The 25,373-nt window shown below is 31.6% G+C and carries 29 protein-coding genes and 1 pseudogene; 9 read left to right on the top strand and 21 right to left on the bottom strand.

Annotation, left to right across the window (positions count from 1 at the left end; all coding sequences use genetic code 11):
* Window positions 1-72: 72 nt before the first annotated feature.
* The 7 genes from HMPREF2576_RS10355 to glp form a co-directional block, all read right to left on the bottom strand.
* Entirely contained in the window at window positions 73-423 is a 351-nt protein-coding gene (locus tag HMPREF2576_RS10355) for a SarA family transcriptional regulator (RefSeq protein WP_001832414.1), read from the bottom strand.
* 401 nt (window positions 424-824) lie between these two features.
* Window positions 825-1,847, bottom strand: coding sequence for a GTP 3',8-cyclase MoaA (gene moaA, locus HMPREF2576_RS10350; RefSeq protein ID WP_001832411.1), 1,023 nt, complete (start codon window positions 1,845-1,847; stop codon window positions 825-827).
* 12 nt (window positions 1,848-1,859) lie between these two features.
* Window positions 1,860-2,465 (bottom strand): molybdenum cofactor guanylyltransferase MobA, encoded by a 606-nt coding sequence (mobA, locus tag HMPREF2576_RS10345; RefSeq protein WP_001832403.1) that lies wholly within the window; start codon window positions 2,463-2,465, stop codon window positions 1,860-1,862.
* Between the two features lie 5 nt (window positions 2,466-2,470).
* Window positions 2,471-2,704, bottom strand: a complete 234-nt coding sequence (gene moaD, locus HMPREF2576_RS10340) for a molybdopterin converting factor subunit 1 (protein WP_002438518.1) — start codon at window positions 2,702-2,704, stop codon at window positions 2,471-2,473.
* Window positions 2,701-3,153: a molybdenum cofactor biosynthesis protein MoaE gene (locus tag HMPREF2576_RS10335; RefSeq protein ID WP_002438516.1), complete on the bottom strand. Its 453-nt coding sequence runs from the start codon at window positions 3,151-3,153 to the stop codon at window positions 2,701-2,703. The genes moaD and HMPREF2576_RS10335 overlap by 4 nt, the downstream gene beginning before the upstream one ends.
* On the bottom strand, window positions 3,154-3,630 hold the full coding sequence (gene mobB / locus HMPREF2576_RS10330; RefSeq protein ID WP_002438514.1) for a molybdopterin-guanine dinucleotide biosynthesis protein B: 477 nt from the start codon (window positions 3,628-3,630) through the stop codon (window positions 3,154-3,156). It lies immediately after the preceding gene.
* Window positions 3,627-4,886 carry a molybdopterin molybdotransferase MoeA gene (gene glp, locus HMPREF2576_RS10325; RefSeq protein WP_002456088.1) on the bottom strand — a complete coding sequence of 420 codons (1,260 nt, stop codon included), beginning with the start codon at window positions 4,884-4,886 and terminating at the stop codon, window positions 3,627-3,629. Before glp ends, mobB begins: the two co-directional genes overlap by 4 nt.
* 61 nt (window positions 4,887-4,947) lie before the next feature.
* On the opposite strand from glp, the gene moaC reads away from it, so the two are divergent.
* Window positions 4,948-5,436 carry a cyclic pyranopterin monophosphate synthase MoaC gene (moaC, locus tag HMPREF2576_RS10320; RefSeq protein WP_002438509.1) on the top strand — a complete coding sequence of 163 codons (489 nt, stop codon included), beginning with the start codon at window positions 4,948-4,950 and terminating at the stop codon, window positions 5,434-5,436.
* Window positions 5,437-5,496: 60 nt separating this feature from the next.
* Here the strand turns inward: moaC and HMPREF2576_RS10315 are convergent, their stop codons facing one another.
* From HMPREF2576_RS10315 to modA, 5 genes are all read right to left on the bottom strand, one after another.
* A complete protein-coding gene (locus tag HMPREF2576_RS10315) occupies window positions 5,497-6,027 on the bottom strand; it encodes a MogA/MoaB family molybdenum cofactor biosynthesis protein (protein WP_002438508.1) in 531 nt (176 codons plus the stop codon).
* Window positions 6,028-6,047: 20 nt separating this feature from the next.
* The gene (locus HMPREF2576_RS10310) at window positions 6,048-7,049 is read right to left on the bottom strand and encodes a ThiF family adenylyltransferase (protein ID WP_002501977.1); all 1,002 of its coding nucleotides are present in this window, start codon (window positions 7,047-7,049) and stop codon (window positions 6,048-6,050) included.
* Between the two features lie 75 nt (window positions 7,050-7,124).
* The gene (locus HMPREF2576_RS10305; protein ID WP_002438505.1) at window positions 7,125-7,745 is read right to left on the bottom strand and encodes an ATP-binding cassette domain-containing protein; all 621 of its coding nucleotides are present in this window, start codon (window positions 7,743-7,745) and stop codon (window positions 7,125-7,127) included.
* Entirely contained in the window at window positions 7,746-8,417 is a 672-nt protein-coding gene (gene modB / locus HMPREF2576_RS10300) for a molybdate ABC transporter permease subunit (protein ID WP_070856580.1), read from the bottom strand.
* A 13-nt stretch (window positions 8,418-8,430) separates the two neighbouring features.
* On the bottom strand, window positions 8,431-9,216 hold the full coding sequence (modA, locus tag HMPREF2576_RS10295) for a molybdate ABC transporter substrate-binding protein (RefSeq protein ID WP_002438502.1): 786 nt from the start codon (window positions 9,214-9,216) through the stop codon (window positions 8,431-8,433).
* A 218-nt stretch (window positions 9,217-9,434) separates the two neighbouring features.
* Between modA and fdhD the strand changes: the two are divergent.
* Window positions 9,435-10,216: pseudogene (gene fdhD / locus HMPREF2576_RS12380) on the top strand (formate dehydrogenase accessory sulfurtransferase FdhD).
* 120 nt (window positions 10,217-10,336) lie between these two features.
* On the opposite strand, the gene HMPREF2576_RS10280 reads toward fdhD, so the two are convergent.
* The 5 genes from HMPREF2576_RS10280 to yut form a co-directional block, all read right to left on the bottom strand.
* A complete protein-coding gene (locus HMPREF2576_RS10280; protein ID WP_002438495.1) occupies window positions 10,337-11,092 on the bottom strand; it encodes a GNAT family N-acetyltransferase in 756 nt (251 codons plus the stop codon).
* Between the two features lie 36 nt (window positions 11,093-11,128).
* On the bottom strand, window positions 11,129-11,677 hold the full coding sequence (locus HMPREF2576_RS10275; protein WP_001832423.1) for a biotin transporter BioY: 549 nt from the start codon (window positions 11,675-11,677) through the stop codon (window positions 11,129-11,131).
* Between the two features lie 109 nt (window positions 11,678-11,786).
* Window positions 11,787-12,728 carry a nucleoside hydrolase gene (locus HMPREF2576_RS10270; protein WP_002438493.1) on the bottom strand — a complete coding sequence of 314 codons (942 nt, stop codon included), beginning with the start codon at window positions 12,726-12,728 and terminating at the stop codon, window positions 11,787-11,789.
* 318 nt (window positions 12,729-13,046) lie between these two features.
* Window positions 13,047-14,189, bottom strand: coding sequence for an acyl-CoA dehydrogenase family protein (locus tag HMPREF2576_RS10265; protein ID WP_176746952.1), 1,143 nt, complete (start codon window positions 14,187-14,189; stop codon window positions 13,047-13,049).
* 432 nt (window positions 14,190-14,621) lie between these two features.
* A complete protein-coding gene (yut, locus tag HMPREF2576_RS10260) occupies window positions 14,622-15,524 on the bottom strand; it encodes an urea transporter (protein WP_001832405.1) in 903 nt (300 codons plus the stop codon).
* Window positions 15,525-15,791: 267 nt separating this feature from the next.
* Between yut and HMPREF2576_RS10255 the strand changes: the two genes are divergently transcribed.
* Genes HMPREF2576_RS10255 through HMPREF2576_RS10225 form a run of 7 tightly spaced genes read left to right on the top strand, consistent with a single transcriptional unit; the run spans window position 15,792 to window position 20,838 of the window.
* A complete protein-coding gene (locus HMPREF2576_RS10255) occupies window positions 15,792-16,094 on the top strand; it encodes an urease subunit gamma (protein ID WP_001832402.1) in 303 nt (100 codons plus the stop codon).
* 13 nt (window positions 16,095-16,107) lie between these two features.
* On the top strand, window positions 16,108-16,509 hold the full coding sequence (locus HMPREF2576_RS10250) for an urease subunit beta (RefSeq protein WP_001832383.1): 402 nt from the start codon (window positions 16,108-16,110) through the stop codon (window positions 16,507-16,509).
* 2 nt (window positions 16,510-16,511) lie between these two features.
* Entirely contained in the window at window positions 16,512-18,227 is a 1,716-nt protein-coding gene (ureC, locus tag HMPREF2576_RS10245; RefSeq protein WP_001832399.1) for an urease subunit alpha, read from the top strand.
* Between the two features lie 13 nt (window positions 18,228-18,240).
* Window positions 18,241-18,693, top strand: a complete 453-nt coding sequence (gene ureE / locus HMPREF2576_RS10240; RefSeq protein ID WP_001832382.1) for an urease accessory protein UreE — start codon at window positions 18,241-18,243, stop codon at window positions 18,691-18,693.
* Entirely contained in the window at window positions 18,686-19,375 is a 690-nt protein-coding gene (locus tag HMPREF2576_RS10235) for an urease accessory protein UreF (protein ID WP_001832407.1), read from the top strand. The genes ureE and HMPREF2576_RS10235 overlap by 8 nt, the downstream gene beginning before the upstream one ends.
* 12 nt (window positions 19,376-19,387) lie before the next feature.
* Window positions 19,388-20,002: an urease accessory protein UreG gene (gene ureG / locus HMPREF2576_RS10230; RefSeq protein WP_001832410.1), complete on the top strand. Its 615-nt coding sequence runs from the start codon at window positions 19,388-19,390 to the stop codon at window positions 20,000-20,002.
* Complete coding sequence (locus tag HMPREF2576_RS10225) at window positions 20,002-20,838, top strand: urease accessory protein UreD (protein WP_001832418.1); 837 nt, start codon at window positions 20,002-20,004, stop codon at window positions 20,836-20,838. The genes ureG and HMPREF2576_RS10225 overlap by 1 nt, the downstream gene beginning before the upstream one ends.
* Before the next feature lie 104 nt (window positions 20,839-20,942).
* Here the strand turns inward: HMPREF2576_RS10225 and HMPREF2576_RS10220 are convergent, their stop codons facing one another.
* From HMPREF2576_RS10220 to HMPREF2576_RS10205, 4 genes are all read right to left on the bottom strand, one after another.
* On the bottom strand, window positions 20,943-21,287 hold the full coding sequence (locus HMPREF2576_RS10220) for a SarA family transcriptional regulator (protein WP_001832412.1): 345 nt from the start codon (window positions 21,285-21,287) through the stop codon (window positions 20,943-20,945).
* 404 nt (window positions 21,288-21,691) lie between these two features.
* Window positions 21,692-22,015, bottom strand: a complete 324-nt coding sequence (locus HMPREF2576_RS10215) for a PH domain-containing protein (RefSeq protein ID WP_001832425.1) — start codon at window positions 22,013-22,015, stop codon at window positions 21,692-21,694.
* 35 nt (window positions 22,016-22,050) lie between these two features.
* Window positions 22,051-22,779, bottom strand: coding sequence for a transcriptional regulator, SarA/Rot family (locus tag HMPREF2576_RS10210; protein WP_070856578.1), 729 nt, complete (start codon window positions 22,777-22,779; stop codon window positions 22,051-22,053).
* 38 nt (window positions 22,780-22,817) lie between these two features.
* Window positions 22,818-24,791, bottom strand: a complete 1,974-nt coding sequence (locus HMPREF2576_RS10205) for an AraC family transcriptional regulator (RefSeq protein WP_070856577.1) — start codon at window positions 24,789-24,791, stop codon at window positions 22,818-22,820.
* Window positions 24,792-25,373 lie beyond the last annotated feature (582 nt).

Below are 25,373 nucleotides of genomic sequence, written 5' to 3'. Positions count from 1 at the left end.
GATTTCTTCATAGCTAATCTTAGTATGTTTTATAATTTATTTAGCCACTTTTAGATTTAAAATTTACTGTCCTTAATTTGCAATACTAATTGTTTCAATTTCTCCAGTCATTTTGTCCAATAATTTCTTTTGCTTTGCATCGAAGAAATAGTAAACTTGTCTTTCATCGGTTTCTGAGCGTAATTTAGAAATGAGTTCTTTCTTATAGATTTTACGAATAATCACATCAATTTTACTAGTATCCCATAACATCTCGAAATGTAATGTGTCTCGTAACTCTTTACCACTAATTTTAGTGTCTGCATAGACCTTGTAAAGAACTACAAATTCTTCAATAGAAATACGATATGTTGTTTTAAGCCAATGCTTTAATTGACTTAATTCTCTCTCTGATTCAATAAAACGTTGTACTTTGTTACTCATAATAATATGCCTCCTAAGTTGATTCTTGGATGTTGTGTTTGTGTGATAAAACTCAATTGCTTATTTTTATTATATTACAGGTTTTGCATTTAATCTATAACAAATATTAAAATTGCCTCTAAATATTGTTTTGAAATTAAACAATTTAAACAATCAGTTATATGTTGAAAGGCATTTAAAATATCTAAATAGGTTTTGTCGTAGCTATATTAACTAACTAAATGTATAAAATTATGGATTTAAAATGTTTAACATGAAGACTTAAGCATATGTTGTCTATAAATACTCAAAACTGTATTAATTGTTTCTTGCTTATTTAATATAATTTATTAGTATTATAAACTTTTGAAACTAAATTTAAATGCTTAAAATACCATAAGTATTAAAATTCTAGACTAAGCCTATCCACCTATATAATTCATATTAATTTTTTTCTTTCTATTATTCTCAATAGTTTGCATCGTACGCTTATCAGAGTACTGATCGTTTCTAATACTCCACAATCGTTTAAATTGTGCTTTTAAATCATCATCTGTAGCTCCATTACGTATTAAGGTTTTTACATCAAACCCTTCTGAGGAGGCAAATAAACAACCATAAAATTTACCATCTGAAGACAATCGAGCACGCGTACATGTGGAACAAAATGATTCAGATACACTCGTAATTAGACCAAATTGTGCATCACTATCTTTATGTCGAAAATATTTAGCAACTTCCCCATAATATTTAGGCGCTACAGGACTTATCTCAAAATGTTGTTCTATCATATTAAGCATTTCTTCTTTAGTTACAACTTTATTGAAATTCCATCCATTATCGTTACCTACATCCATAAATTCAATAAAACGTACTTCAATATTTTTATTTTTAAAATAATCAATCATCGGAATAATTTGATCATCATTAACCCCTTTTTGAATAACCACGTTTACTTTAACTTCAAAACCTATTGATACTGCATAATCAATTTGTTCTAAGATTGTAGACGCTTTAATATTTCTATTGTTAATTTCTTGAAAAACGTTATCCTCAATCGCATCTAAACTTACATTAATACGTCGTAAACCAGCTTGATATAAATTTTTTCCATGTTTTTTTAATAACAAGCCATTAGTAGTCAATCCAATATCCTCTATACCATCTATGAGATTTAATTGCTCTACAAGTTTATAAAGATTGCGTCGTAAGAGAGGCTCTCCTCCTGTAATTCTTATCTTTTTAACTCCTAATTGAGCATAAATCTTTGAAATTCGTGTTAATTCTTCAAAAGTAAGCAATTCATTCTTAGGTAAGAAAGTGTAATCATCTCCAAAGATTTCCTTTGGCATACAATAATCACATCTGAAATTACATCGATCAGTGACCGATATTCTTAAATCCCGTATTGGACGGCCTAATTTATCTTGTATTACCTCTTTCATTGTTGGACCTCCTTATTCATTTATCTGCATTTTTAAAGAGTCCAAATCATGCTGAAAATTAATATTCTTATACCAATAATAAGGCGAGTCAATTTCAGTAACATCTAACCAATCTGTCGATAATTGTTTAAAGACATGCTTCAGACTTAAATGATTTGAATTTAAAGCTTTTTCAATAAAAGGAAACGTCGAAAGTGTATAAAAACCAATCGTCGGTATACATATTTCTCCTTCTTTAAATGCGACAATATCTAAACGTGATTCAATTAAGTTTGATACCATGAAATGATATAACCCATTCACTGCTTTACTTGTAATCATTGGTGTATCAACAGATACAATGAAAAACAATTCTTCATCCATGTATTGTTTCATCACTGAGTAAATTCCTGTTAGCGGCCCTTTATTTTGATGATGTTCGTCATCAATAATCACATATTCATATTCAAACTGAGAAGCTAATTGGGAATTAGTGCTAATGATAATGCGATTAAACATATTTGTAGATTTTAACGTTTCTATAATTTTTTGATAAAAATATTGATTATCAATTTTAGCAAAAGCTTTAGCTTTACCAAATCGGCTAGATTCTCCACCTGCTAAAATAATTGCTTTCATCTTGATCAACCCCCACTGACCGGTGGAATGAGCGCAATTGTATCTCCTGGTTGAACTATATCATCCTGTCTGACGAATTCTTCATTAACAGCTATTTGAAATTTTTTAGATTTAAGTTCACTATGGTGTTTTAATAAATATGACTCGAATTCTTGAACAGTTAATGTCGTATCTAAATGTATTGTTTCAGTAGATCGATTGAGCAACTCTTTTAACTCTGCAAAATATAAAATTTTCATCTTGCTTTCCCCTTTTTTGCTTCATTATATGTTCCCTTTTGATGACCTTGCCATTCAGCACCATCTTCCCAAATTTCCTTTTTCCAAATTGGAACAATTTCCTTTATGCGCTCGATGGCGTATTCATTCGCTGCATATGCTGCTTTTCTATGCGGTGAAGATACTGCAATTAAAACTGCAATATCTGATATTTGTAATGGACCAATTCGATGTACAATTGTTGTTATTGTTCCAGGCCACTTTTCTTCAATTTCTTTACCAATTTGAGCTAATTTTTTCTCAGCCATTGGTATATAAGCTTCATACTCTAAATGTTGTGTACGAATACCTTTAGTCCACTCTCTTACGTGACCAGTAAATACGACTACGGCACCTTGACGTTCGTTAATCGTAAAATCCCTATATTGTTCTGTTTCAATAGGTTGAGTCACGATTTCAAATTGCTTCATTTAATTCATTCCCTTATCCTTAATTAATTTATTGAGTAAGTGCTCAAGTTGATTACTTGCACGTGGATGATTGGTTTCTATTTTCCCTATGACGTGAGAAAGTCCTTGTAGACTTCTTAATTCATCATTATTTTTATAAACGATAATTTTATCATAATTTGCTTCTTTAAAGCCCTCAACTAAAATGATACTACAATCAATTGTAACAGAATTTTCTATTATTTCTCTAAGCGATTGTTTCTTTTTACGTGTCACTGTTTGCTGTAAATGATGCCCCTGAACAATACTTTGGTCTGCGCCCGCAGCGAAATGTTTCATGTGGTCAACATCAGATGACTGTAATTCAATTTCTTCACCAATATGCCCGTGATGTTTAATTGTTACTACTGAATAGCCTCGTTCTTTTAAAAATGATATAGCATGGTTCATCAATGTGGTTTTCCCTGAATTTTTCATACCTACAATTTGTAAAATCATAGTATCAATTCCTCTTCAAAACTATTAGATTCGGTCAAAATCACATCAACAATGTTGCCCGCTTTAAATCCACGTGTGCCACCAGGAAGCATAATCATAGCATTAGCGTGCGCAATGGCTACAACTGCACCTGATTTATTAAATCCAGATGGTATTACTGTCATTCCAGCTTTTGTTAATGTTGCCTTAGCACGAATCAATCGTGTAAATGGGTTAGCTTTATTAAAATCTTCCATAAGTGTAGCTTTGATTATTTGCGGATAACAAGCTTTAGCTCCCATGAGCTTATTTACAGCAGGTTTGACATATAATTCAAATCCTGTATAGCAGGCTGAAGGGTTTCCAGATAAGCCAAATAAATATTTACCATCTGCAAATGCAACCGTAGTAACACTACCTGGTCTTTGAGCCACTTTGTTAAATAGTATCTGTGCTTGGATGGACTTGTATATTTCTGGTAAGTAATCAAAATCTCCTACCGACACACCTCCGGTAGTAATTACTAAATCATGCTCTGATAAAGCTTTTTTTACAACCTCAATACTCTTTTCGAGATTATCATGCTGAACTTTATACATTCCAACTTGTATTCCAAATTGTTTAGCTAATGCTTTAATCATTGGTCCGTTTGAATTTCGTATCTTTCCTGGTTCAAGCTCATCTTCTACTTCAAGCAATTCACTACCTGTAGCAATTACTGCAACAGTTGGTTTTCGAGCCACTCGCACTTTAGTATAACCGTATGTAGCTAAGACTGCTATCACACCTGAGTTAATACGCATACCTTTATGTAGTACAATATCACCAGCTTTTATTTCTTCACCTTGTAGCGAAATATTTTCTAAATGTTTAAAGGATTTTCTAATTGTAAAAGTTGTTTCAGATTCAATAGTTTGTTCAAACATTACTACGGCATCAGCTCCAGAAGGAATTTGAGCACCAGTCATTATTCGAATTGCTTGGTTTTTATCAATTGTTTTTTCTGAAACTGAACCTGCACCGATATGATCTATTACTTCAAATTCAATACGGTTTTCGCCACTTGCACCTTGTGAATCTTCACTTCTAATTGCAAACCCATCGTAGGGTGATTTATTAAATCTTGGTATATCATAGGTCGCAACAATATCTTCAGCAAGAATATGTCCTAAACTTTCATCTAAATTAATATTGATATTCTTCACTTCAACATGTTGTTTCATAATACGTTTAATTGCTTCTTTAACTGATATTGGCGTTCTTTTCTCTACAGACATACACTCATCTCCAAAATATATTAATTTTCATGATATACTTACTCCTAATAGGAGGGAAAAAATGACTAATTTCACACATATTAATAAACAAGGTAATGCTAAAATGGTTGATGTTTCTAATAAAGAAATTACAAAACGTGTAGCAGAAGCACACTCAAGTATAATAGTTAATGAAAAAATTTATAGTCAAATTACTCAAAATACTAATAGTAAAGGAAATGTACTTAATACTGCGCAAATTGCTGGTATTATGGCAGCTAAAAACACTTCTACAATCATTCCTATGTGTCATCCATTACCACTTACAGGCATAGATATATCCTTCAAATGGGATTCAAATAATGATGATTCATATCGTTTAAATATTACAGCGGTCGTGTCTACAACAGGTAAAACTGGTGTTGAAATGGAAGCATTGACTGCTGCTTCAGTTACAGCACTTACAATCTATGATATGACAAAAGCTATAGACAAAGGCATGATAATTGGAGAAACGTACTTAGAATCTAAATCTGGTGGTAAATCTGGCGACTTCCACAGAAAAAATTGATAATTCTATTTATTGTATAAATTAAAGATTCGTACATTATATCTAATATCTTGAAATTACTTAATTCCTAATGTCTTTATTTAATTCAAACACTAAGTGACTCAATTCAGGTTTAATTAATTTTTCTATTGCAAGTTTAATTGCACCAGTTGAGCCAGGAAGTGCAAAAATTAAGGTGCTATCACAGGTACCTGCAATAGCTCGAGTTAATAATGCTCTTGTACCAACATCTTCGGTATAACTTAAGTATCTAAATAATTCACCAAAACCTTCTAATTCTTTAGTTAACAATGGGCGAACAGCTTCTATTGTCACATCTCTTTGTGAGATACCTGTTCCTCCCGTTGTAATAATGACATCTAGTTGATTTGACGAAGTTAACCAAAGCTTAAGTTGGTGTGTAATAGCTTCTATATCATCTTTAACAATTCGATAGTGGTTAATATCAACATGATTCTCATGTTGATTTATCAAAGATTGAATCAGTTGACCACCTTTATCAGAATCATAATCTCTCGTATCCGATACAGTCAAAATTGCTACATGAATCGGTCTGTTTAAATGAATATTCTGATGTTGATGTTTGTGCATGTTTATTCACTCCCTTATATTTAACCAAATAGTTGATGCATTAATTGAATTGCTTTTTTAGGTTCTGTCGTTCCATGTATCAAAAATCTACCTCCAGAAAATGCAACAATTCGATGTTCTCTAAACCTAAACATTGTCATATATAAATTCGTGCGATATTGAATATGATTTCGCTCGAGAAATGATAGTAATATTTCCTGAGAAATATCAGCATTTTTATATTGAACAGTGTCTCTTCCACATAAGGTCGCATAATCTTGTTGATGTTGATTAAGGTGTGGATATGTTGGAGCATTACCACAAGTTTTACAATCTTCATTTTGCATACGAATAAAACCAAATGTATAATGATCTCCTGTCCAAATATCCCCGTAAGTGAAGTGTTTATTAACCTTATTACCAGTCAGCAACTTCAATGCATCAACGAGTTGTAAACTGGTTGTCATTGTTACAGCTGGTTGAATAACTCCAACCGTATCACATGTTAAATTAATAGATGGTAATTGAGGCATTAAGCAATTAAAACACGGTGTTTCACCAGGAATAAACGTTGCCTGAACATATGTACTTTGTACAACACCACCATAAATCCAAGGAATCTGATGTTTATAAGCAAAGTCATTAATTAACTGACGTGTATCAAAATTATCAGTTGCATCTAATATGATATCGACATGCATGCCATGTTGCTCTAAGAAATTGTAATTAACATGCTCAATATAAGCATCTATCTCTATATCTTTACGTATCTCTTTTAAAACTTTCTGTGCAGCGATTACTTTTGGTAGTACATCTTCTGCATCACGCTCTATAAAGAGCGTTTGTCGTTGTAAATTGCTAAATTCAATGTAATCTCTATCAACAATGGTTAACTTATTTATTCCCGCTCTCACTAATCCCTCAGCTAAGTGTGTTCCTAACGCACCCATACCTACTATAAGCACATGTTTTTTCTCAAGTAGACTTTGACCTTTTAAACCAATTTCCTTAAACAACACTTGTCTCGAGTATCTTTCTTGCATTAGATCTCTAAACCTCTCTTTATATTTTGAATATACAAATTATTGTTAAAATTAACAGATAAATAGCACTTCTTACTATATTTGTATACAATCTTCAATTGTTATAATCTCATGCGCCATTTGTTGCGCTTCATAATTTGAATGCGTTACAAATATAATAGGAATTTGCCATGCTTCGAATATTTTTAAAATTAATTTGATACCTTCGTTTTTTGTTTTATCATCTAAACTTGAAAAAGGCTCATCAAGCAAAATCAAATCGGGTTTCGTACTTAGCGCCCTTGCTAAAGCGACGCGCTGAGCTTCACCTCCTGATAAGGTCACAGGATACTTTTCAAGTAAATGCTCTATTTTTAGAGTATGAATAAGTTCATTGATATGTTCAGAAGGTTTAGTCATAAACGTTATGTTGTTATAAACATTCATATTGGGGAAAAGTTGATAATCTTGAAATAGATATCCTATACGACGTTGTTGAACCTTAACATTCAAATGGTGTCGTGAATCAGTTAATACACGTTTACCAACCTTTATATATGAATAATTTATAGCTTTCAAACCGGCAATTATATTTAAAATTGTTGTCTTTCCAATTCCAGATGGTCCCTGTATCGCATATATCTTAGGGTGTTGATCCTTTATATTTATATTAATTTTCGTCTGATTAAGAACACCATTCACTTTAATTGTGAGCATTTAATCAACCTCCCTAAACGTATCACGATTAACCAGATTTATGGTCGCTATGACAGTTACCGCAAACGCAACTAATACAAGCACCCATAACCATGCTTCATTTTCTTTCCCTTGCTCCACTAAAAAATAAATTTCTAAAGGCAATGTATTTGTTTTGTCTGGGATATAGCCAGCAACCATCAAAGTAGCACCAAATTCACCTATTGCTCTTGCAAAGCTCATCATAATACCTGCAAGAATAGAACGTTTAGATAATGGTAACACCAATTTAAGAAATATTTTTGTTTCACTTGCTCCCATCGTTCTTGCAGTATTTAACATCTTTGAATCTATACTTCGAAAACCATTCACTGTATGTTGATACATAAGGGGAAAACTAACAATGACAGATGCAATCACTGCACCTGTCAATGTAAATACAACTGGTAAGTGTAAGATATTAGTAAAGAATTCTCCTACAGGACTTCTTTTTGAAAATATAATTAATAGTATAAAACCAAGGACAGTAGGTGGTAACACAATTGGTAAAATGATAAAACTTTCTAATAGATTTACCCAATATCTTTTTTTATTGTATAGCCATTTAGAAATCAAAATGCCAAAAATAGTAACTATCATTGTACTGATTAAAGCAACACGAAAAGAAATCCAAAAGGACGTTAAATCAGGCATAGCTCTGAACTCCTTATACAGAAAATTGATATTCTTTAAGAATTTGTTTAGCTTTATTAGATTTTAAGAAGTTAATCCATTCTTTAGCTAATTTTTTATCTGAAGTTGCACCTGCTTTATAAGTAATTGGTTTGCTTAATTTAATTTCTTCGATGACTTTAACTTTATTTGCTTTTTTCTTTTGTTGATATAAGTCTGTTTTGTAAACGAATCCTTCCTGTGCATTTCCTTTTTCCACATAATTTAATACTTGTTTTACGTCTTTAGCAAAAATAATTTTATCTTTAACATCACCATATAAATGTTGATCATCTAAATATTGTTTTGCATATTTACCAGCAGGCACTGTTTTTATTTGTCCTAGTGCGAGTTTGTCGTTTTGATTTAAATCTTTTACAGAGGTATAACTTTTATTTTTATCGCCAATTAATACAAGTTGATTCTTTGCATAATTATAAGTGTCATGTGCTTTGTTTTTTTTCTTCAACAGGTCTATATCTTTAGTGTTAGCTGACATCATGACATCTGCCGGAGCACCCGCTTCTATCTGTTGTCTTAACGCACCTGATCCGCCATAGTTAAATTTAATTTCTACATTTGGATGGTCCTTTTTAAATTCATTTCCTAATGCTTTACTGACTTCAGTCAAACTTGCTGCAGCAGAAACTTGAAGTTCTTGTTTATCACCTTTTGTCGGTTGTTTTTCATTCTGTTCTTTATTCTGACCTTTCTCGTTGGTACAACCTGCTAACACTACACACAATGTTAAAATGATAACAAAAATATGTTTAATTTTCATGATAGCCTACCTCCATTTAACCTTTATTATACGCTTTAAATATTATTTGAAAAAGAAATAAAATGTGATAAATTATGTCATTATTTATACAACTATATGTACTTCAATTTACTTTACAAAATCTTCTTAAAAGTCCTTTCCTAATAATATGATATACAAAAGAGTGAGAATTGAGTTTCTTTTATGATAATAAGTAGTTATGATTCAAGGGGTAAAAAATGAAAAAAGATGTGACGCAAAAACAAACTATAATCAAATTTGAAAATGGACACTTATATACAGCATCGGATTCATGTATAACAGAGATGCCATTAACAATTAAAGTCAACGAATTTAAGTTTGCAACTATTATTTGTAGTCGAAACTATTTAGAAGAATTGACTTTAGGTTTTCTTGCATCTGAAGGTATATTCTTAAAGAGAAATGACTTACAATCCATTCATATCGACGAAAGTAAAGGATTCGCTCATGTGAAACTAACTCAATCAGTAGGCCATCACTTCGAACATCCTACAAAACGTGTGCTTGCTTCCTGTTGTGGTAAAAGCAGAGCCTTTTATTTTCAAAATGATGCAGCTATTGCCAAAACATCAATGACAACCATTTAACTTCAACCCTAACAAGTTATTAATATGATGACGCAATTACAGGATGCAAGTATTATTTTCAAACAAATGGGTGGTCTCCATAATGCTGCCATCAGTGATGGAAAAAATTTTTTGAACATCGCTACGAAATCTGACGTCATAACGCTCTTGATAAATTATACAGTTATTGTATTCAACGACATATACCGGTGAGAGATAAGGTTTTAATTTTTAGCGATCGTATTTCATCTGAAATTTTAATCAAAGCAGCTAAAATCGATGTAGAAATTATATTATCTAAATCTGCCCCTACTTCACTTGCAATACAACTTGCAAAAGATTTATACATTACCGCAATTGAGTTTATTCGAGAAAATCATTTTAATAGTCACCCAGAAAGAATCATAAATTAAATGAATTTTAAGATTAACATTTCATTTACGATCACCTTTTCAACTCATAAAAAATACCCAAGATGAATTGATTTAACAATCCATCTTAGGTTATCATTTCGATATAAAATTTCAATTAACTTAAATATTTTCTTTTAAAATATGATACTTAAAACCTTGATATACATATCCTTGTCTTAGATACATATCTTTAGCAGTATCTTTTCCATCTGCAACAAGAATAACAGGTCGCTCATTAGCCATACGTCCAACGTAAGCTTGTATTTCAGAACCGATACCTTGATGTTGGAATTCTTCTAAAACCCCAAAACCATCTATTTCTATTGTTTTATCCGTCATTATAATATCGACTATTCCAACTGGTTGATGGTTAACATATGCAACTAAACGTTCAATATCGTCCAAGTTATATGAGCTATAAATATGTTGTTTAACCATGTTGGCATAGCTATCACCAAAAGGCCGTGCAAACGCATCATAAACATGAAGGTAATCATTGATATTATTGCTTGATACAAGTTGAATATCTACGTCTCTTTTGCGGGAGAGCTCTTTTAACGCTTTAGCTTCAATGACATAGAGCTCAAGTACTCCTATCTGAAAACCTAGTTCACGTATTTTTTCCAACAATACTTCATCTATCTTTTCATTAGCTGGAAATGAAAATGAAAGATGATAGGATGATTGATTTAGATGCATTTTCTTTTGAACTTCAATGTCTTTAAGCCACTGGTTCATTGTTGGCATCGTTTTATAAATCCACGTGTTACTAGCATATTTTAATGGTTGAGGAGGTAAGAGATAAATCGCCTTTCTAGAATCTTCAGTTATTTTATTTCCATCAATATAAATATCTTTAAAAGTTATTTTCGACATAAATATCGCCTCATCAACTTTATTATTATTTTTTAGTTATTGAATAAGAGTCTTGAAACGTGAATGATTTAAAATTGCTGCACCTATTAAACTTGCAATAATAGCCTTAATGATATCACCTGGCATAAATGTAAATGATAATATAAATGCCTTAGAGATAGGTATATGTATAATAAAGCCCATAATGATAGTACCTAATATATCTAATCCTAATACACCGATAACTAGTGTAGCTATAAAAATCACTAAGAAATTAATTTTATGCAAATATGCATCACGAATAATGCCTATAAAGTAAGCTACAACAGGATATAAGAATAAGAATCCTGCCGAAGGTCCTGCAAATACGCCAATTCCCCCACGGCCTCCAGAAAGCACTGGCAAACCTGTAGCTACCAATAGTAAAAAGACAATAACACTAGTAGTACCAAGCTTTCGCCCTAAAATAATTCCTGCCAAAAAGATTCCTATATTCTGTAATACAATAGGGACTGGCATAAATGGCAGAGGTACACTTGGTACTATACCTAAAATACAAATGATAGCAGTCATTAAAGCTGTATATACTAAATGTTTTGTAGTCACTTGTTCATCCTCCTTACATAGATTTTATTATAGCACCCTTGTAAACTTTTATGAATGGAAAGTTTACAATAAGTTGAAGTAGATGAACCTTTTTATTAACAAATAAAACTTAGGACTCGATTTTCTTTGCTAAATCCGTTATGTAGTTAAAAAATGCTTGTTTATTTACATCCGTAATGACTTGAACTTCACGTCCATATTCAGATTGGAATGTTCTCCCTTGACTAGGTCCTTGACTGACTACATCAATTTTCAATTTCGTTGATTCAACTAAATTTGGAGAACCCACATAAGCAGTAGTTAATACATCCCATAAAAAGTATGTTGAATTGGTCACAAAATGTGTGAGTGGTGGTACTGCTGCGTAACTTGTGCCCAGAAAATCAACGCCTAAATATTGTCTTTTATCTGCCCACATTTGACGAACTTCCATTGTTAGAGGGACTTGATTTGTACTTTCTAAAGCAACAATATCGACATTCATATCACTATCTAATACAACTTTTACAGCCTCAGGATCCCAAAATGCATTCCATTCAGCTGTACCATCATGTTCTGGTTCTTCAACATTTCCTTTGTCTAAAAACGTTCCACCCATCCAAACTAATTTCTCTATATTTTTTAAAATTGAGTTGTCATATTTTATAGCTTTAGCTAAATCTGTAAGCGGTCCAGTAAATAACAATGTAACTTTCTCATCACAACTCTTCACTTTACGAATAATATCTATATACGCCTCGTCCTCACTAGCCTTGCATCTTTTGGGTATACAAGACTCATTTAGCACTGGTAAGGCATCCATAAAGAAAGCATGCATTCTCCATTCTTTTGGAAAAGGATTTTTCCCTCTTTCATATGATGGTGCTACATTAATTTCAACGTCTGAAAAACGATTTATAATCTTTAATGAAGCACTTAATGAAGGCTCTAAATAGCAGTCTGCACCAATCGTACTTACGCCAACAAGTTCTATATTTTCCATTTGTAATAATAAAAATAGTGACACTAGATCATCAACGCCACCATCATGATTAAAATATACTTTGGTCATAGTTGATACTCCTAACGTTTTTTAATGAATAACTTAATTATATTTGAAACCTTTCGTGACACCAAATAATTTAAAGTTAATCATTGAATACATGGCAACCTATAATTATTAAAAATTTTTAGCAGTTACACAGCGATTTCATTATGGTTGCATTAGAAAAGCCTGTGACAAAAAAGTTGTCACAGGCATACTTAACTTGAAGTCAATCGATGACTGAATTAAATTGTTGATGTACATCGCGCTTTTTTATACTTTATATGCATTGCAATGAAAAACGTTAAATTCCATCTCATTCCTTTAAAGAATATCAATATGACATTAAAGTTTGTTTGTAATACTTTTATCAATATTAGTGTAAGCCATATCTTCCATTGGTGGATTATGTAATCCAGCACGTATATCTCTATAGTACCGTTGAAGAGGTCTGCTCATTTCTAGACTCTTAGCTCCAACTATTCTCATAGCTAAATCAACGATTTCTATACCTTGGTTCATTACCACCACTTTACTTGCTGAGGTTTCATTCCATATTTGTGCATCCTCTGTATATGATTGATACCCTCTAGCTGTACTCCATAGAAAATGTCTTGTAGAAAGTAATAAACTTTCCATTTTCCCTAAATTTTGTTGCACTGTAGGTAAACTATCAATCGTACCTGTAATACTATTAGGACGATAATTTTTTGCAAAATCTACTGCATAGTCACGAGCTGCTTGTGCAATACCTAGATAACAGCTCGGTATATGAAGAAGCCAACCATTAGGTCTTGATTCACGTTTTGATTCTACAAAATTTTCATTAGGAACATAAACATCATCAAGAATTAAATCATGGCTCTCAGTCGCTCTCATACCAACCATATCCCAGTTGTCAGCAATACTTACACCTTTAGTTGACTGAGGAATTAAAAAGAATCCCATTGATTTAGTTTCTTCAACATACGCACCAACAATATAATGTGTCAACGCCTTACTCATAGATGTAAAGGTTTTAACACCGTTTATAACATAACCATTTTCAGCTTTAACAGCATGTGTAGATGGGCGACCACCTCTAGTAGGACTACCAGTTTCCGCTTCACTGACTGCTCTATTGATCAGTGCACCATGAACAACTTCTTTAGCAAAGGAATCTAACATTGATAGTGACCACATATGTTGCTCGTACAATTGACCAATTACACTTAAATGCCACCCTATAGATAAAGCAGTTGCTCCATCAATAGTACCCAAATAACTTTGTAAAATCACCATATCTTCAATAGTAGCACCTTCACCCCCATACTCTACAGGCAAAGTTAGTTTAGTATATCCTTCCTTTATCAGCCACTCAATATTTTCATATGGAAATCTAGATTGAATATCATTTTCAGCTGCGCGTGCTTTGAATTCACTTTCAATCTTTTTAAATTTACGAATCCACTTTTTTTGAATGTCAGTGTGAATTAAAAAAGACTCCATCACATTTACGCCCCCTATGACTCGTTTTATTTTAAATTTAATTATTCATAGTTTAACACTCGACTTTATTTTTTCAAAATTTACTAATTGTACTTCATACGCATTTCCCTCTGATATTGAAAAGTTAACAATTAATATATACATAACTTAATCTATGAATGTATCTAGATAGTCAATTTTATTTCTTTTATAAATTTTAAATATAAAAAGCATCGCCACATTCATAATGTAGACAGATGCTTTTTAGTAGAATTTTGATTTTCAAATACGTTTAAACTTTATAGAGTAATGCTAAAATTTCGGACATAAAACTCATTGAATTAAAAATCTGATCTAAAACAGTTGCGACTATAAATTTAAAAATAATCACAATGTATCAATTAAGGTTAACTCAATTTTTAAATTTTAATATTTTCATTTTTTATGCATTATTTATACAGATTGATTTTTAATTCCTGCAAACAACATAATCCATGTAGCAAAAATAAATGGCCATGTTAAAGTTGGTAAACCTAATGGTGCGAGCAATGTGCTCAAACCTAAATGTATGAATGCAGTGAGTACTATTCCTAAAATCATTGCGAGATAACTATGGATTGCTGTCTCAAAAGTGACACCTAGCGCAATCGCAGATAAAACTACATTATAGCCAAATATGCCTTCATTTATACTACTATAGTCTCCACCCAGTAATATAATTATTAGGAACCCAATAATGTTTGCAATTATAGAAACAATTCCAGCTTTTTTAGAACCTATAAAAATCCCTATTAGAATTAACAAACCACCTATTATGCTGGGCATTAAAAATATTTGTCCAAATCCATCTAAAACTGATTGAAAAAAATGAACACGGGTGTGGTCATTATTTAAAGATACCTTTTCTATATGCTCCGGAATAATATCAATCTGAGTATGTAACGTTTTAAGTTGATTAGGTATTAATAAAGTAATCCACGTCATAATAACATACGGACTAGTTAGAAACGCTATTTTATGTGGTTTCAATACTTCTCTAACCGCTGCTCCAATCGGTAGCGTTAAAATAGTGGCTACGAATGTGATTAATATACCGCTCCAATTGCTATCCAAAAATAAAGTAAGTGCAATTGCGGTTAATACAGGGTTAAATCCGGCTAATCCACTTTCGATTTCTTCTTTTGTGTAATTCATATATGGTGCCAATATCCAAGTCATTACACTTGCAATCATTGCACTGATTCCTACTTTCCAATTCACTGCGAACAGTCCAATTAAAATGAATAACCCAGTATATGGATTATTAATTAAAACCACTTGAGAGATACTACTTAAAATTACTTTTATCAATTTCAATTTTATAGCCTCCTTTTATTCACTACATTAATTATTTAATAAAGACAGTTTTCAAATTACCATTAAATATTCATCATATCAATTACATTTTACTAAAATAATGTTTATGTACGCTGGATATTTTTCATATTTATTCAACTTTATACACTTAATTTAAAAAAACATTGTTAATTAGATAAAATCATCAAAGTATTATACTTGTATACTTCATTAAATAGTTTTAATATAAAATTCGCAAGACAAATTAATATGAAAGAAGGGATAGTTTTGCACTTTACACAACGTGAACAAGACAAATTGATGATAGTTGTAGCTGCTGAGGTTGCACGTCGTAGAAAAGCAAGAGGACTTAAACTTAATCATCCTGAAGCACTTGCTTTAATCAGTGATGAATTATTAGAAGGCGCGCGTGATGGTAAAACGGTAGCTGAACTCATGAGCTATGGAAAAACAATTTTAAACGAGGAAGATGTCATGGATGGCGTAGCTAACATGATTACAGAACTTGAAATTGAAGCAACTTTTCCAGATGGTACTAAGTTAATAACAGTCCATCACCCAATCGTTTAAGGAGGCTATATCAATGATTCCTGGTGAAATTATTGTTAAAAATACTGAAATAGAAGTCAATAAACATCATCCCGAAACGGTGATTGAAGTAAAAAATACAGGCGATAGACCTATACAAGTAGGTTCACATTTCCACTTTTTCGAAGCAAATAAAGCATTAGAATTTGATCGTGAGAAAGCATATGGTAAACATTTGGATATTCCTGCAGGAGCTGCAGTGAGATTTGAACCTGGAGATGAAAAAAAAGTACAACTTGTCGAATATTCTGGACGACGTAAAATTTATGGATTCCGTGGTTTAGTCGATGGCGATATTGACGAAGAACGCGTATTCCGTCCAAATGATTCAAATCAAAACGCCGCCGTTAAAAACGATGCAGGCGAAGACAATGCGAATAAAAAAGGTGGTAAATAAGCATGAGTTTTAAAATGACACAATCTCAATACACAAGTCTTTATGGACCAACTGTAGGAGACTCTGTGAGATTAGGAGATACGAACTTGTTTGCACAAGTTGAAAAAGACTATGCAAATTATGGAGATGAAGCTACTTTCGGTGGCGGAAAATCAATTCGTGATGGTATGGCTCAAAATCCTAATGTGACAAGAGATGATAAAAATGTAGCCGATTTAGTTTTAACTAACGCATTAATTATTGATTATGACAAGATTGTTAAAGCAGATATCGGAATTAAAAATGGTTATATTTTTAAGATCGGTAAAGCTGGAAACCCAGATATAATGGATAACGTTGACATCATCATTGGTGCAACAACTGATATTATTGCTGCTGAAGGTAAAATTGTTACTGCCGGCGGTATCGATACACACGTGCACTTCATCAATCCTGAACAAGCTGAAGTTGCACTTGAGAGTGGTATTACAACGCATATCGGTGGAGGAACTGGTGCTTCTGAAGGTGCTAAAGCGACTACTGTAACACCAGGACCTTGGCATATTCATCGCATGTTAGAAGCAGCAGAAGAGATGCCTATTAATGTAGGATTTACTGGTAAAGGTCAAGCTGTCAATCATACTGCACTTATTGAACAAATTCATGCAGGCGCTATAGGTCTTAAAGTACATGAAGATTGGGGAGCTACACCTTCAGCATTAAGTCATGCATTAGACGTTGCAGATGAGTTTGATGTTCAAGTCGCTTTACATGCAGATACATTAAATGAAGCTGGATTTATGGAAGATACAATGGCTGCTGTGAAAGATCGTGTATTGCATATGTATCATACTGAAGGAGCTGGTGGTGGTCATGCACCTGACTTAATCAAATCAGCTGCATATTCAAACATCTTACCTTCTTCTACAAACCCAACATTACCTTACACTCACAACACTGTAGATGAACATTTAGACATGGTTATGATTACTCACCATCTTAATGCTTCAATACCAGAAGACATTGCATTTGCAGATTCTCGTATACGTAAGGAAACTATAGCAGCAGAAGACGTATTACAAGATATGGGCGTATTTAGTATGGTAAGTTCAGATTCACAAGCAATGGGACGTGTCGGTGAAGTTGTAACACGTACTTGGCAAGTTGCACACCGTATGAAAGAACAACGCGGACCATTAGATGGTGACTTTGAATATCACGATAATAATCGTATTAAACGTTACATTGCAAAATATACAATCAATCCTGCCATTACACATGGTATTTCTGACTATGTTGGATCTGTAGAAGCGGGTAAACTTGCCGATTTAGTAATGTGGGAACCAGAATTCTTCGGTGCCAAACCCGATCTTGTTGTTAAAGGTGGCATGATTAACTCAGCAGTAAATGGTGATGCTAATGGCTCCATACCAACATCAGAGCCTTTGAAATATCGCAAAATGTATGGTCAATTTGGTGGTAACATTACACATACTGCTATGACTTTTGTTTCTAACACTGCATATGAAAACGGTATTTATCGTCAACTCAATCTAAAACGAATGGTTCGACCAGTTAGAAATATTAGAAATTTAACTAAGGCAGATATGAAAAATAATAATGCTACACCTAAAATAGATGTAGATCCACAAACATATGAGGTATTCGTTGATGGTAATAAAATCACAAGTGAAGCAGCAACAGAATTACCATTAACACAAAGATACTTCTTATTCTAGGAGGACATAAGTCATGATTATAGAAGAAATTCAAGGAAATATTGCTAATTTATCTCAAGATGAAAAGCAAAAACATGTCGAAAAAGTTTATCTTGAAAACTCAGATTTGGTTAAACGTATACAACGTGTTAAAACAGATCACGGTAATGAAATAGGGATACGTCTTAAACAACCTATTGACCTACAATATGGTGATATTTTATATCAAGACGATACAAACATGATTATTGTCGATGTTAATAGCGAAGACTTATTAGTTATTAAACCTAGAAATTTAAAGGAAATGGGAGACATTGCTCATCAACTAGGTAATCGCCATCTGCCTGCCCAATTTACAGAAACTGAAATGCTTATTCAATATGACTATCTTGTTGAAGATTTATTAAAAGAGTTGGGTATCCCCTACTCACATGAAGACAGAAAGGTCAATCAAGCATTTCGACATATAGGACATTCACATGATTGATCACCAACATTTAAGACTTTTTCAGTTCTGTGATTCTCAGTTTCCTACAGGTGCATTTAGTCATTCTTTTGGACTTGAAACATATATTCAACGAGAAACTGTACATGATACTGAGACATTTATTAAATGGTTACATTTGTTTATAAACGAACAATTAACTTATTCAGATGGGATAGCTATGAGAATTGTCTACCACGCATTAATTAACAATGACAAAGATAAAATTTTAGATATTAACCAAAAACTCTTCGTACAAAATCTACCTAAAGAAACGCGTATTGGCGCTAAGCAAATGGGTACACGCATGGTAAAATTAGCTTTAGATCTTTATGATAGTGAATGGATTCAATGGTATTATAATCAAATGAAAAACAATAAAATTAAGCTTCATCCTGCTGTGTGCTTTACTATGCTAGGACATTTTTTAGGTGTAGATGTGGAATCCATCATTGATTATTATTTATATCAAAATATCTCTAGCCTTACCCAAAATGCAGTAAGAGCGATTCCTTTAGGACAAACAGCTGGACAGCAAGTCGTAACTGAAATGATAGCCCATATTGAGAAGACACGAAATCACATACTAGAATTGGACGAAATCGATTTTGGTATGACTGCTCCCGGCTTGGAACTTAATCAAATGGAACATGAAAATGTTCATGTTCGAATCTTTATTTCATAGGAGGCATATGAGATGTCAAACCCAATTAAAATTGGTATCGGGGGGCCTGTTGGTGCAGGTAAAACCCAATTAATAGAAAAAGTGGTTAAACGCCTTGCGAAAAAAATGAGTATTGGCGTTATTACTAATGATATCTATACTAAAGAAGATGAAAAAATACTAGTTAATACAGGTGTTTTACCAGAAGATAGAATTATCGGTGTGGAAACTGGAGGTTGTCCTCATACAGCTATTCGTGAAGACGCCTCAATGAACTTCGCAGCCATAGATGAATTATTAGAACGTAATGATGATATTGAACTTATTTTTATTGAATCAGGTGGCGATAACTTAGCGGCTACTTTTAGTCCAGAACTCGTTGACTTTTCAATTTATATCATTGATGTTGCTCAGGGCGAAAAGATTCCACGTAAAGGTGGACAAGGTATGATTAAATCTGATTTCTTCATTATTAATAAAACTGACCTTGCACCATATGTGGGTGCTTCATTAGATCAAATGGCTAAAGATACTGAAGTATTTCGTGGAAATCATCCATTCGCTTTTACAAATTTAAAAACTGATGAAGGTTTAGAAAAAGTTATTGAGTGGATTGAGCACGACGTCTTACTGAAAGGGTTAACTTAATGGCTGAGCAACATTGGACCGGTCAATTAGATTTAACAGTTTTCAATAATGGTGAAAGTTCGAAAGCACGAAATATATTTTTTGAAAAGGCGCTCAAAGTATTACGACCTATATATTTAGAACAATCTCCTGTGCCAACTTTCTATATTGTCAATGTGGGTGGAGGTTATCTAGATGGAGATAGATACCGTGTCAATGTCAACTTAGAAGATAATGCACAAGTGACGCTTACTTCTCAAGGTGCAACTAAAATATATAAAACGCCTAATGACCATGTAGAACAGTATCAAACGTTTAATTTATCAAATCAATCGTATATGGAATTTGTAGCAGATCCTATTATTGCCTATGAAAACGCTAAATTTTTCCAACATAATACGTTTAATCTTAAAGAAGATAGTGCTATATTTTACACAGATATATTGACTCCCGGCTATTCATCTAATGGCCAAGATTTCACGTATAATTATATGCATCTTATTAATGAAATTTACATTGACAATCAATTAGTTGTTTTCGATAACATGATGTTAAGTCCTGATAAAAGCCGACTTGACGGTATTGGGTATATGGAAAATTATACACACTTAGGATCAGCTTATTTTATTCATCCAGATGTAAACCAAAGTTTCATAGACGATATTTACGTGGCGGTTGCTGATTTTCAAAAACAATACGACTGTAGAATAGGTATCTCACAATTACCTACTCATGGATTGGCCGTTCGTATTTTGACTAAAAGAACTCAAATAATAGAAGAAATTTTGACTCGTGTTCAATCATATATCAATCAAACGATTTATCATCGACAAATTAACTTCTTAAGAAAATATTAATTTTTTCAAATAAAAAGACTAGGTACTCACTTTAAAGTGGGATACCTAGTCTTTTTTAGAAATCTTCATCTTAAAAACACACATGAAACGCCAGTGTCTTAGTATTATTTGATATAGTTTTCTAATTCTAAAATCAATTTTTCTATTTTTTCTCGTTGTTCATCTGATACAAATACAATTACTGTTCTTTCATCATGCACGCTTCTCTTTTTAGATAGTAAATTTAAATCTTTTAATTTTTGTAATGCTTTAGTTAAATAATACGGTTTAAACTCTGAACATGTAGCAATTTCTTTTGAAGATATTTCGTTAGATTCACTTTTCAAAATGTGATTAAGAATATAAATTTCTTCATAATTTAAATTATATTGCTTTTTAGTATCTCTAAAAAATTTTTTTACTTGAAATGTCGCATTAACCAAATCATTGATGTCTTTAATTTTTCCCATTATAAAACCACTCCTCTGATGCACATCTTGTTGTAGCAAGGTTCACATGTATTTTATCTAACCGAAAATTTCTCCGCCCATGTTACAAGGTACATTTTAAACAAATAAGTATAAGAATTCAATATTTTTATAACTACAAAATGCATTTATACATTTATTTCTTAACCAAAACATTTATAATAGTGAAATTGATGTAATTAAAAATATTAATCCTAATAATATATCACTAATTAAGTCATCGTATTTTTTAAAATTTTAATATAACATATCTGTTTAATTGGGATTGATTCGTATACATCAAAAGAGCAGTCAATTATTTTACATAAGGAATTTTAAAGGTATCAAATCTTTTACAATTCAAAATTTTAAGTTCATTGTAAATATCACATAATAAACTAGTATATTTATTGAATTTGTTGTTTTATATAATCAACAAAAGCTTGTACATCTTCTGTCTTAATTTCACGCATTGGAACTGTTCCAATATTGAACTCAAATATAATATCTGAACCATCACAATGAATTTGATTAATTTCATCATAACGTATATTACGATAATAAAATTGTCCATTCATATCAACATTCATAATTAACCGTTCATTTGTAGCTATGAAGGCACCTTCAAATTTAGTCTGACCCTGCACGTTATACTCAATCATACCTAATACAGAAGGCCCTTTTTTCTCGGTAGGAAATAAATCATCAGGATTCACATTGTCTAAAATCATTCTTTCAGCTCCTTTTGTTTAATATAAATTTTATTTTACACATGCTGTATTCCCTGTTCTAATTTATTGTAACATTCCTCGATTTCTGACTGAATCACATTAACTTTTTCTTTTCTAAGTGTTAATACAATATAGCGTTCATCATCTCTACTCCGACTTTTAATGAGATAACCTTTTGACTGTAAGGTCTTAATAATAGGTCCCATTGCAATGATTCCCTTTAAAGGATGTACTTTTATGCTTTTAAATGTAGTCTTGTTATCACTAATGATAAGTAACCCAAGAAGGTATAATTCTTCTAATGTTAAATGTTGAGAGGTGCAAGATTGTTCAATCACTCTAAATTGACTATGGCACTTTAAATAATACGATAATAAAGTTGAATGATTAATTTCGTTTATTAATGTAGATTTCACCTCTAAGAAGTGTTCTAATTCTTCAATTAATTGAGTTATTTTACTACATTGATTTTGAGTTAATGTAATAACTAGTCTACGTTGGTCGTATGGATGTCGTTTTTTTGAAATCCAATTAAATTCATATAGATGTGTAATACTTTTTAACAATTGGTTTTTTTGATAATTTTTGTAAAAGATGATCATATTTAAACTTAAATCTTCTTTATGATTTTCAGTGAAATGTAATATAAATATTAATAATTTAAGCTGTTCAATTGTCAACTGGTGGCCATATTTCAAATATTCTATTGTGACGTGATCTAATACAAAATGGGCTAAGAATCGTTTAATCTTCTGTTGTTGCATTTGATGATAATCCTTTCTTAGTCAACAACCTTGCACGACTACGAACAAAGAAATGTTAAATGAGCAATACTCATTTTAGGAAGATCAACTATTGCTTGTTGGCTTTCTTTACTCTTCAACTTTGCTAACCAATATTGATGTGGGTATGATATATGACTATCTAGCTCATTATTCTCATTCATTAAAAGTGGCATCATTTCTATATATTCATATTCTGCATGGTTGAGTGATTGAATATCTGAAAAAATTAATTGTTGATGGTTTACATTTTCCTTAATCGTATTTTTTAAAAAGATAGCAATGGCCTGATATTCATACTTATATTTAGTCATAATGATTGCATCATCTTTATAGACGATTGTACCCCTTAATTGGTTAAACATTCTTATTACATAAGACAAGATATGATGCGGTTTTAAATTTGAATGATATGTGTATGTGGTAGCGTAATCAAAGGACGGTTGTATTAAAACTCCCCTTACTAAACCACACATTTTAATTAATGTATGAATATGTTGAAGCCATGGATATTCTACAACCTCACTTTTTAAATCGGTCAAATAGCTGGTTTCCAAAATGACTTTTTCAAATGACATCTCTTTAATATATAAATGTAATTGATCAATAGGAATGAAAATTTGAGTCACTTGTTTTTCTAAATTTTGATAATTAACATTTCCAATTTTCTCATTTTTAATACGATAATTTAATTTATAATATTCAAAATAAGAGCTAATCATCTTTTTTAACTGCACCACTTGTTTTAACATCATGTCCTCTACTATAAATTCAATCTCAAGTTGATTAAATTCCCTAAGCATAATGAATAACATTTGAAATGTTAACTTCAGAGCCATTTTTTCCTTTGATGTAAAAGTATCATGTCGATCGGTAATGATTTTAAATGTTGGAATTAAATTCAAACCGGAACAAAAACGTAAAATTTTCAACATCTCATAACGACATAACTCTTTGTTTTCAATCATAGAAGTGTAGTTAAGTTCTATTACATAACGCATTGATTTTTGACTTAAACTTAAATTACGCTTTATATGAACTATCTGTTCCTGATCAAGAATAGTACTTCGGTTATCTTCAATATAAATATCATAAGAACGATATTTTTTTCCTTTATCTGACATCTCAATATATTTTTTACTTATTATTTTTGAATCTAAATCTCGTAATTCGTGAATGTTCATAAGAAAATGTCTATCTAAATCAATTTCTTCAGCAGTATTTTTGAAGATAGACGTCGCTATATAATCTCTTCTAATCAATTTAGGTGTATAACCATATGTATTTTTGAATAATTGTATAAATCGAGAATAATGATGAAAACCATGATCTATAGCTATTTCTTCGATAGGTTTATGGGTTGTCAAAATATCTATAAGACAAAATTTTAATCTAAGTTGATTTAAATATTGATTAAATGTTTGAAATGGCGTTTGTTTAAACATTGATGTAAGTGCTTGATTTGATAGGTTAACAGCTTCAGCTAGTTCATGTTTGTTGATTTTACTGTCATGATGATCCACTAAATATTGATGTATATCTTCAGATAAATAAAAATCTTTATTTACATCAAGTTTTGGTTTCTTTAGATAACTCAATTCAATAAGTAAAAATTGTATCAACCTTTGTATCTCGGACACATCATTATAAGATAAACAATGGAGCTCTAATATTTTTAATATCCAATATTTTATTCTATCTCTACTACTTTCATCAATCTTTGTACCACTTATTAAAAATTGAGTATCCTTCTGACTAAGATATCGATGTATAGGTATATCGATAATACAACACATGGTCTCTGTATTACTTAACAGTGAATACGTATCATTCATTACAACAAATGCTATATCATCTTTCTCTAATATATGTTTCTGAACATTGATAGTGACTTCACATTTTCCTTTCAAACAATAAAATACCTTTACACTCAGTGCATTTTCTGTATTAATGGCTAAATTATTAAAAACACGTATCGAATAATTTTCTCTCATATGTCTTCCTCACGATGTCCTAGTGTGTATTTTAAATTAAACTTCTCCCCGATTGCTAAACTAAATATAACTAGACAACATCTATTTTTCAGTGTCTATTATACAACTCTCAAAAAATTAGTAGTAACAAATTAGATTTTAATTATATCAATTTTCTTTTCTATTTATATAGCTTTTTCAAAATATTGCTCAATCATATCATCAAATCAACGTAAAATATCAAAAATTCAAATACTGTTTATTCACATTGCTATGTTAATTATTATCAAAAAGAATTTTCAGTAATTTTACATTCATGTAACAGTGTTTGTGTTGCTCAAAATAAAATACTTTAAAAAAGCTGAGCGTATCATTTCTATTCATATTACATAAATTAATTGGGTTAAATGAGATTGTGTAACAATATTAGCAAAAAATTACAAATCAATAACAATGCACACAAACATCAATTTTTCTGTTAGAGTATGGCTTGTCGTTAAACAAGAACGAATAAAAATTTATTTTGTAACTCATTGATCACATGATTATTAATTATAAAAAACTAGTTTAATTTTTAGGAGGATATTTAACAATGAAAAAAAT

The sequence above is a fragment of the Staphylococcus sp. HMSC063F05 genome (genome assembly GCF_001837075.1).
In the GTDB taxonomy this organism is placed as follows: domain Bacteria; phylum Bacillota; class Bacilli; order Staphylococcales; family Staphylococcaceae; genus Staphylococcus; species Staphylococcus epidermidis.
Note: the sequence above shows the minus strand (reverse complement) of the source record. Positions and strands in the feature narration are given on the sequence as shown.

What these genes read in the sequence shown, in the direction of transcription:
- HMPREF2576_RS10210 (WP_070856578.1), bottom strand. Translation starts at nt 22,779, where the DNA reads ATGCAACAACAGAAGATTAAACGATTCTTAGCCCATTTTGTATTAGAT.
- mobB (WP_002438514.1), bottom strand. Translation starts at nt 3,630, where the DNA reads ATGATTTTACAAATTGTAGGTATGAAAAATTCAGGGAAAACCACATTG.
- HMPREF2576_RS10270 (WP_002438493.1), bottom strand. Translation starts at nt 12,728, where the DNA reads ATGACCAAAGTATATTTTAATCATGATGGTGGCGTTGATGATCTAGTG.
- HMPREF2576_RS10315 (WP_002438508.1), bottom strand. Translation starts at nt 6,027, where the DNA reads ATGCACAAACATCAACATCAGAATATTCATTTAAACAGACCGATTCAT.
- HMPREF2576_RS10335 (WP_002438516.1), bottom strand. Translation starts at nt 3,153, where the DNA reads ATGAAGCAATTTGAAATCGTGACTCAACCTATTGAAACAGAACAATAT.
- HMPREF2576_RS10235 (WP_001832407.1), top strand. Translation starts at nt 18,686, where the DNA reads ATGATTGATCACCAACATTTAAGACTTTTTCAGTTCTGTGATTCTCAG.
- HMPREF2576_RS10310 (WP_002501977.1), bottom strand. Translation starts at nt 7,049, where the DNA reads ATGCAAGAAAGATACTCGAGACAAGTGTTGTTTAAGGAAATTGGTTTA.
- HMPREF2576_RS10355 (WP_001832414.1), bottom strand. Translation starts at nt 423, where the DNA reads ATGAGTAACAAAGTACAACGTTTTATTGAATCAGAGAGAGAATTAAGT.
- ureC (WP_001832399.1), top strand. Translation starts at nt 16,512, where the DNA reads ATGAGTTTTAAAATGACACAATCTCAATACACAAGTCTTTATGGACCA.
- moaD (WP_002438518.1), bottom strand. Translation starts at nt 2,704, where the DNA reads ATGAAAATTTTATATTTTGCAGAGTTAAAAGAGTTGCTCAATCGATCT.
- modB (WP_070856580.1), bottom strand. Translation starts at nt 8,417, where the DNA reads ATGCCTGATTTAACGTCCTTTTGGATTTCTTTTCGTGTTGCTTTAATC.
- HMPREF2576_RS10220 (WP_001832412.1), bottom strand. Translation starts at nt 21,287, where the DNA reads ATGGGAAAAATTAAAGACATCAATGATTTGGTTAATGCGACATTTCAA.
- HMPREF2576_RS10305 (WP_002438505.1), bottom strand. Translation starts at nt 7,745, where the DNA reads ATGCTCACAATTAAAGTGAATGGTGTTCTTAATCAGACGAAAATTAAT.
- moaC (WP_002438509.1), top strand. Translation starts at nt 4,948, where the DNA reads ATGACTAATTTCACACATATTAATAAACAAGGTAATGCTAAAATGGTT.
- glp (WP_002456088.1), bottom strand. Translation starts at nt 4,886, where the DNA reads ATGTCTGTAGAGAAAAGAACGCCAATATCAGTTAAAGAAGCAATTAAA.
- ureE (WP_001832382.1), top strand. Translation starts at nt 18,241, where the DNA reads ATGATTATAGAAGAAATTCAAGGAAATATTGCTAATTTATCTCAAGAT.
- modA (WP_002438502.1), bottom strand. Translation starts at nt 9,216, where the DNA reads ATGAAAATTAAACATATTTTTGTTATCATTTTAACATTGTGTGTAGTG.
- HMPREF2576_RS10250 (WP_001832383.1), top strand. Translation starts at nt 16,108, where the DNA reads ATGATTCCTGGTGAAATTATTGTTAAAAATACTGAAATAGAAGTCAAT.
- HMPREF2576_RS10215 (WP_001832425.1), bottom strand. Translation starts at nt 22,015, where the DNA reads ATGATTTTAGACAATGTGAATCCTGATGATTTATTTCCTACCGAGAAA.
- ureG (WP_001832410.1), top strand. Translation starts at nt 19,388, where the DNA reads ATGTCAAACCCAATTAAAATTGGTATCGGGGGGCCTGTTGGTGCAGGT.
- HMPREF2576_RS10280 (WP_002438495.1), bottom strand. Translation starts at nt 11,092, where the DNA reads ATGTCGAAAATAACTTTTAAAGATATTTATATTGATGGAAATAAAATA.
- HMPREF2576_RS10265 (WP_176746952.1), bottom strand. Translation starts at nt 14,189, where the DNA reads ATGGAGTCTTTTTTAATTCACACTGACATTCAAAAAAAGTGGATTCGT.
- moaA (WP_001832411.1), bottom strand. Translation starts at nt 1,847, where the DNA reads ATGAAAGAGGTAATACAAGATAAATTAGGCCGTCCAATACGGGATTTA.
- mobA (WP_001832403.1), bottom strand. Translation starts at nt 2,465, where the DNA reads ATGAAAGCAATTATTTTAGCAGGTGGAGAATCTAGCCGATTTGGTAAA.
- HMPREF2576_RS10205 (WP_070856577.1), bottom strand. Translation starts at nt 24,791, where the DNA reads ATGAGAGAAAATTATTCGATACGTGTTTTTAATAATTTAGCCATTAAT.
- HMPREF2576_RS10225 (WP_001832418.1), top strand. Translation starts at nt 20,002, where the DNA reads ATGGCTGAGCAACATTGGACCGGTCAATTAGATTTAACAGTTTTCAAT.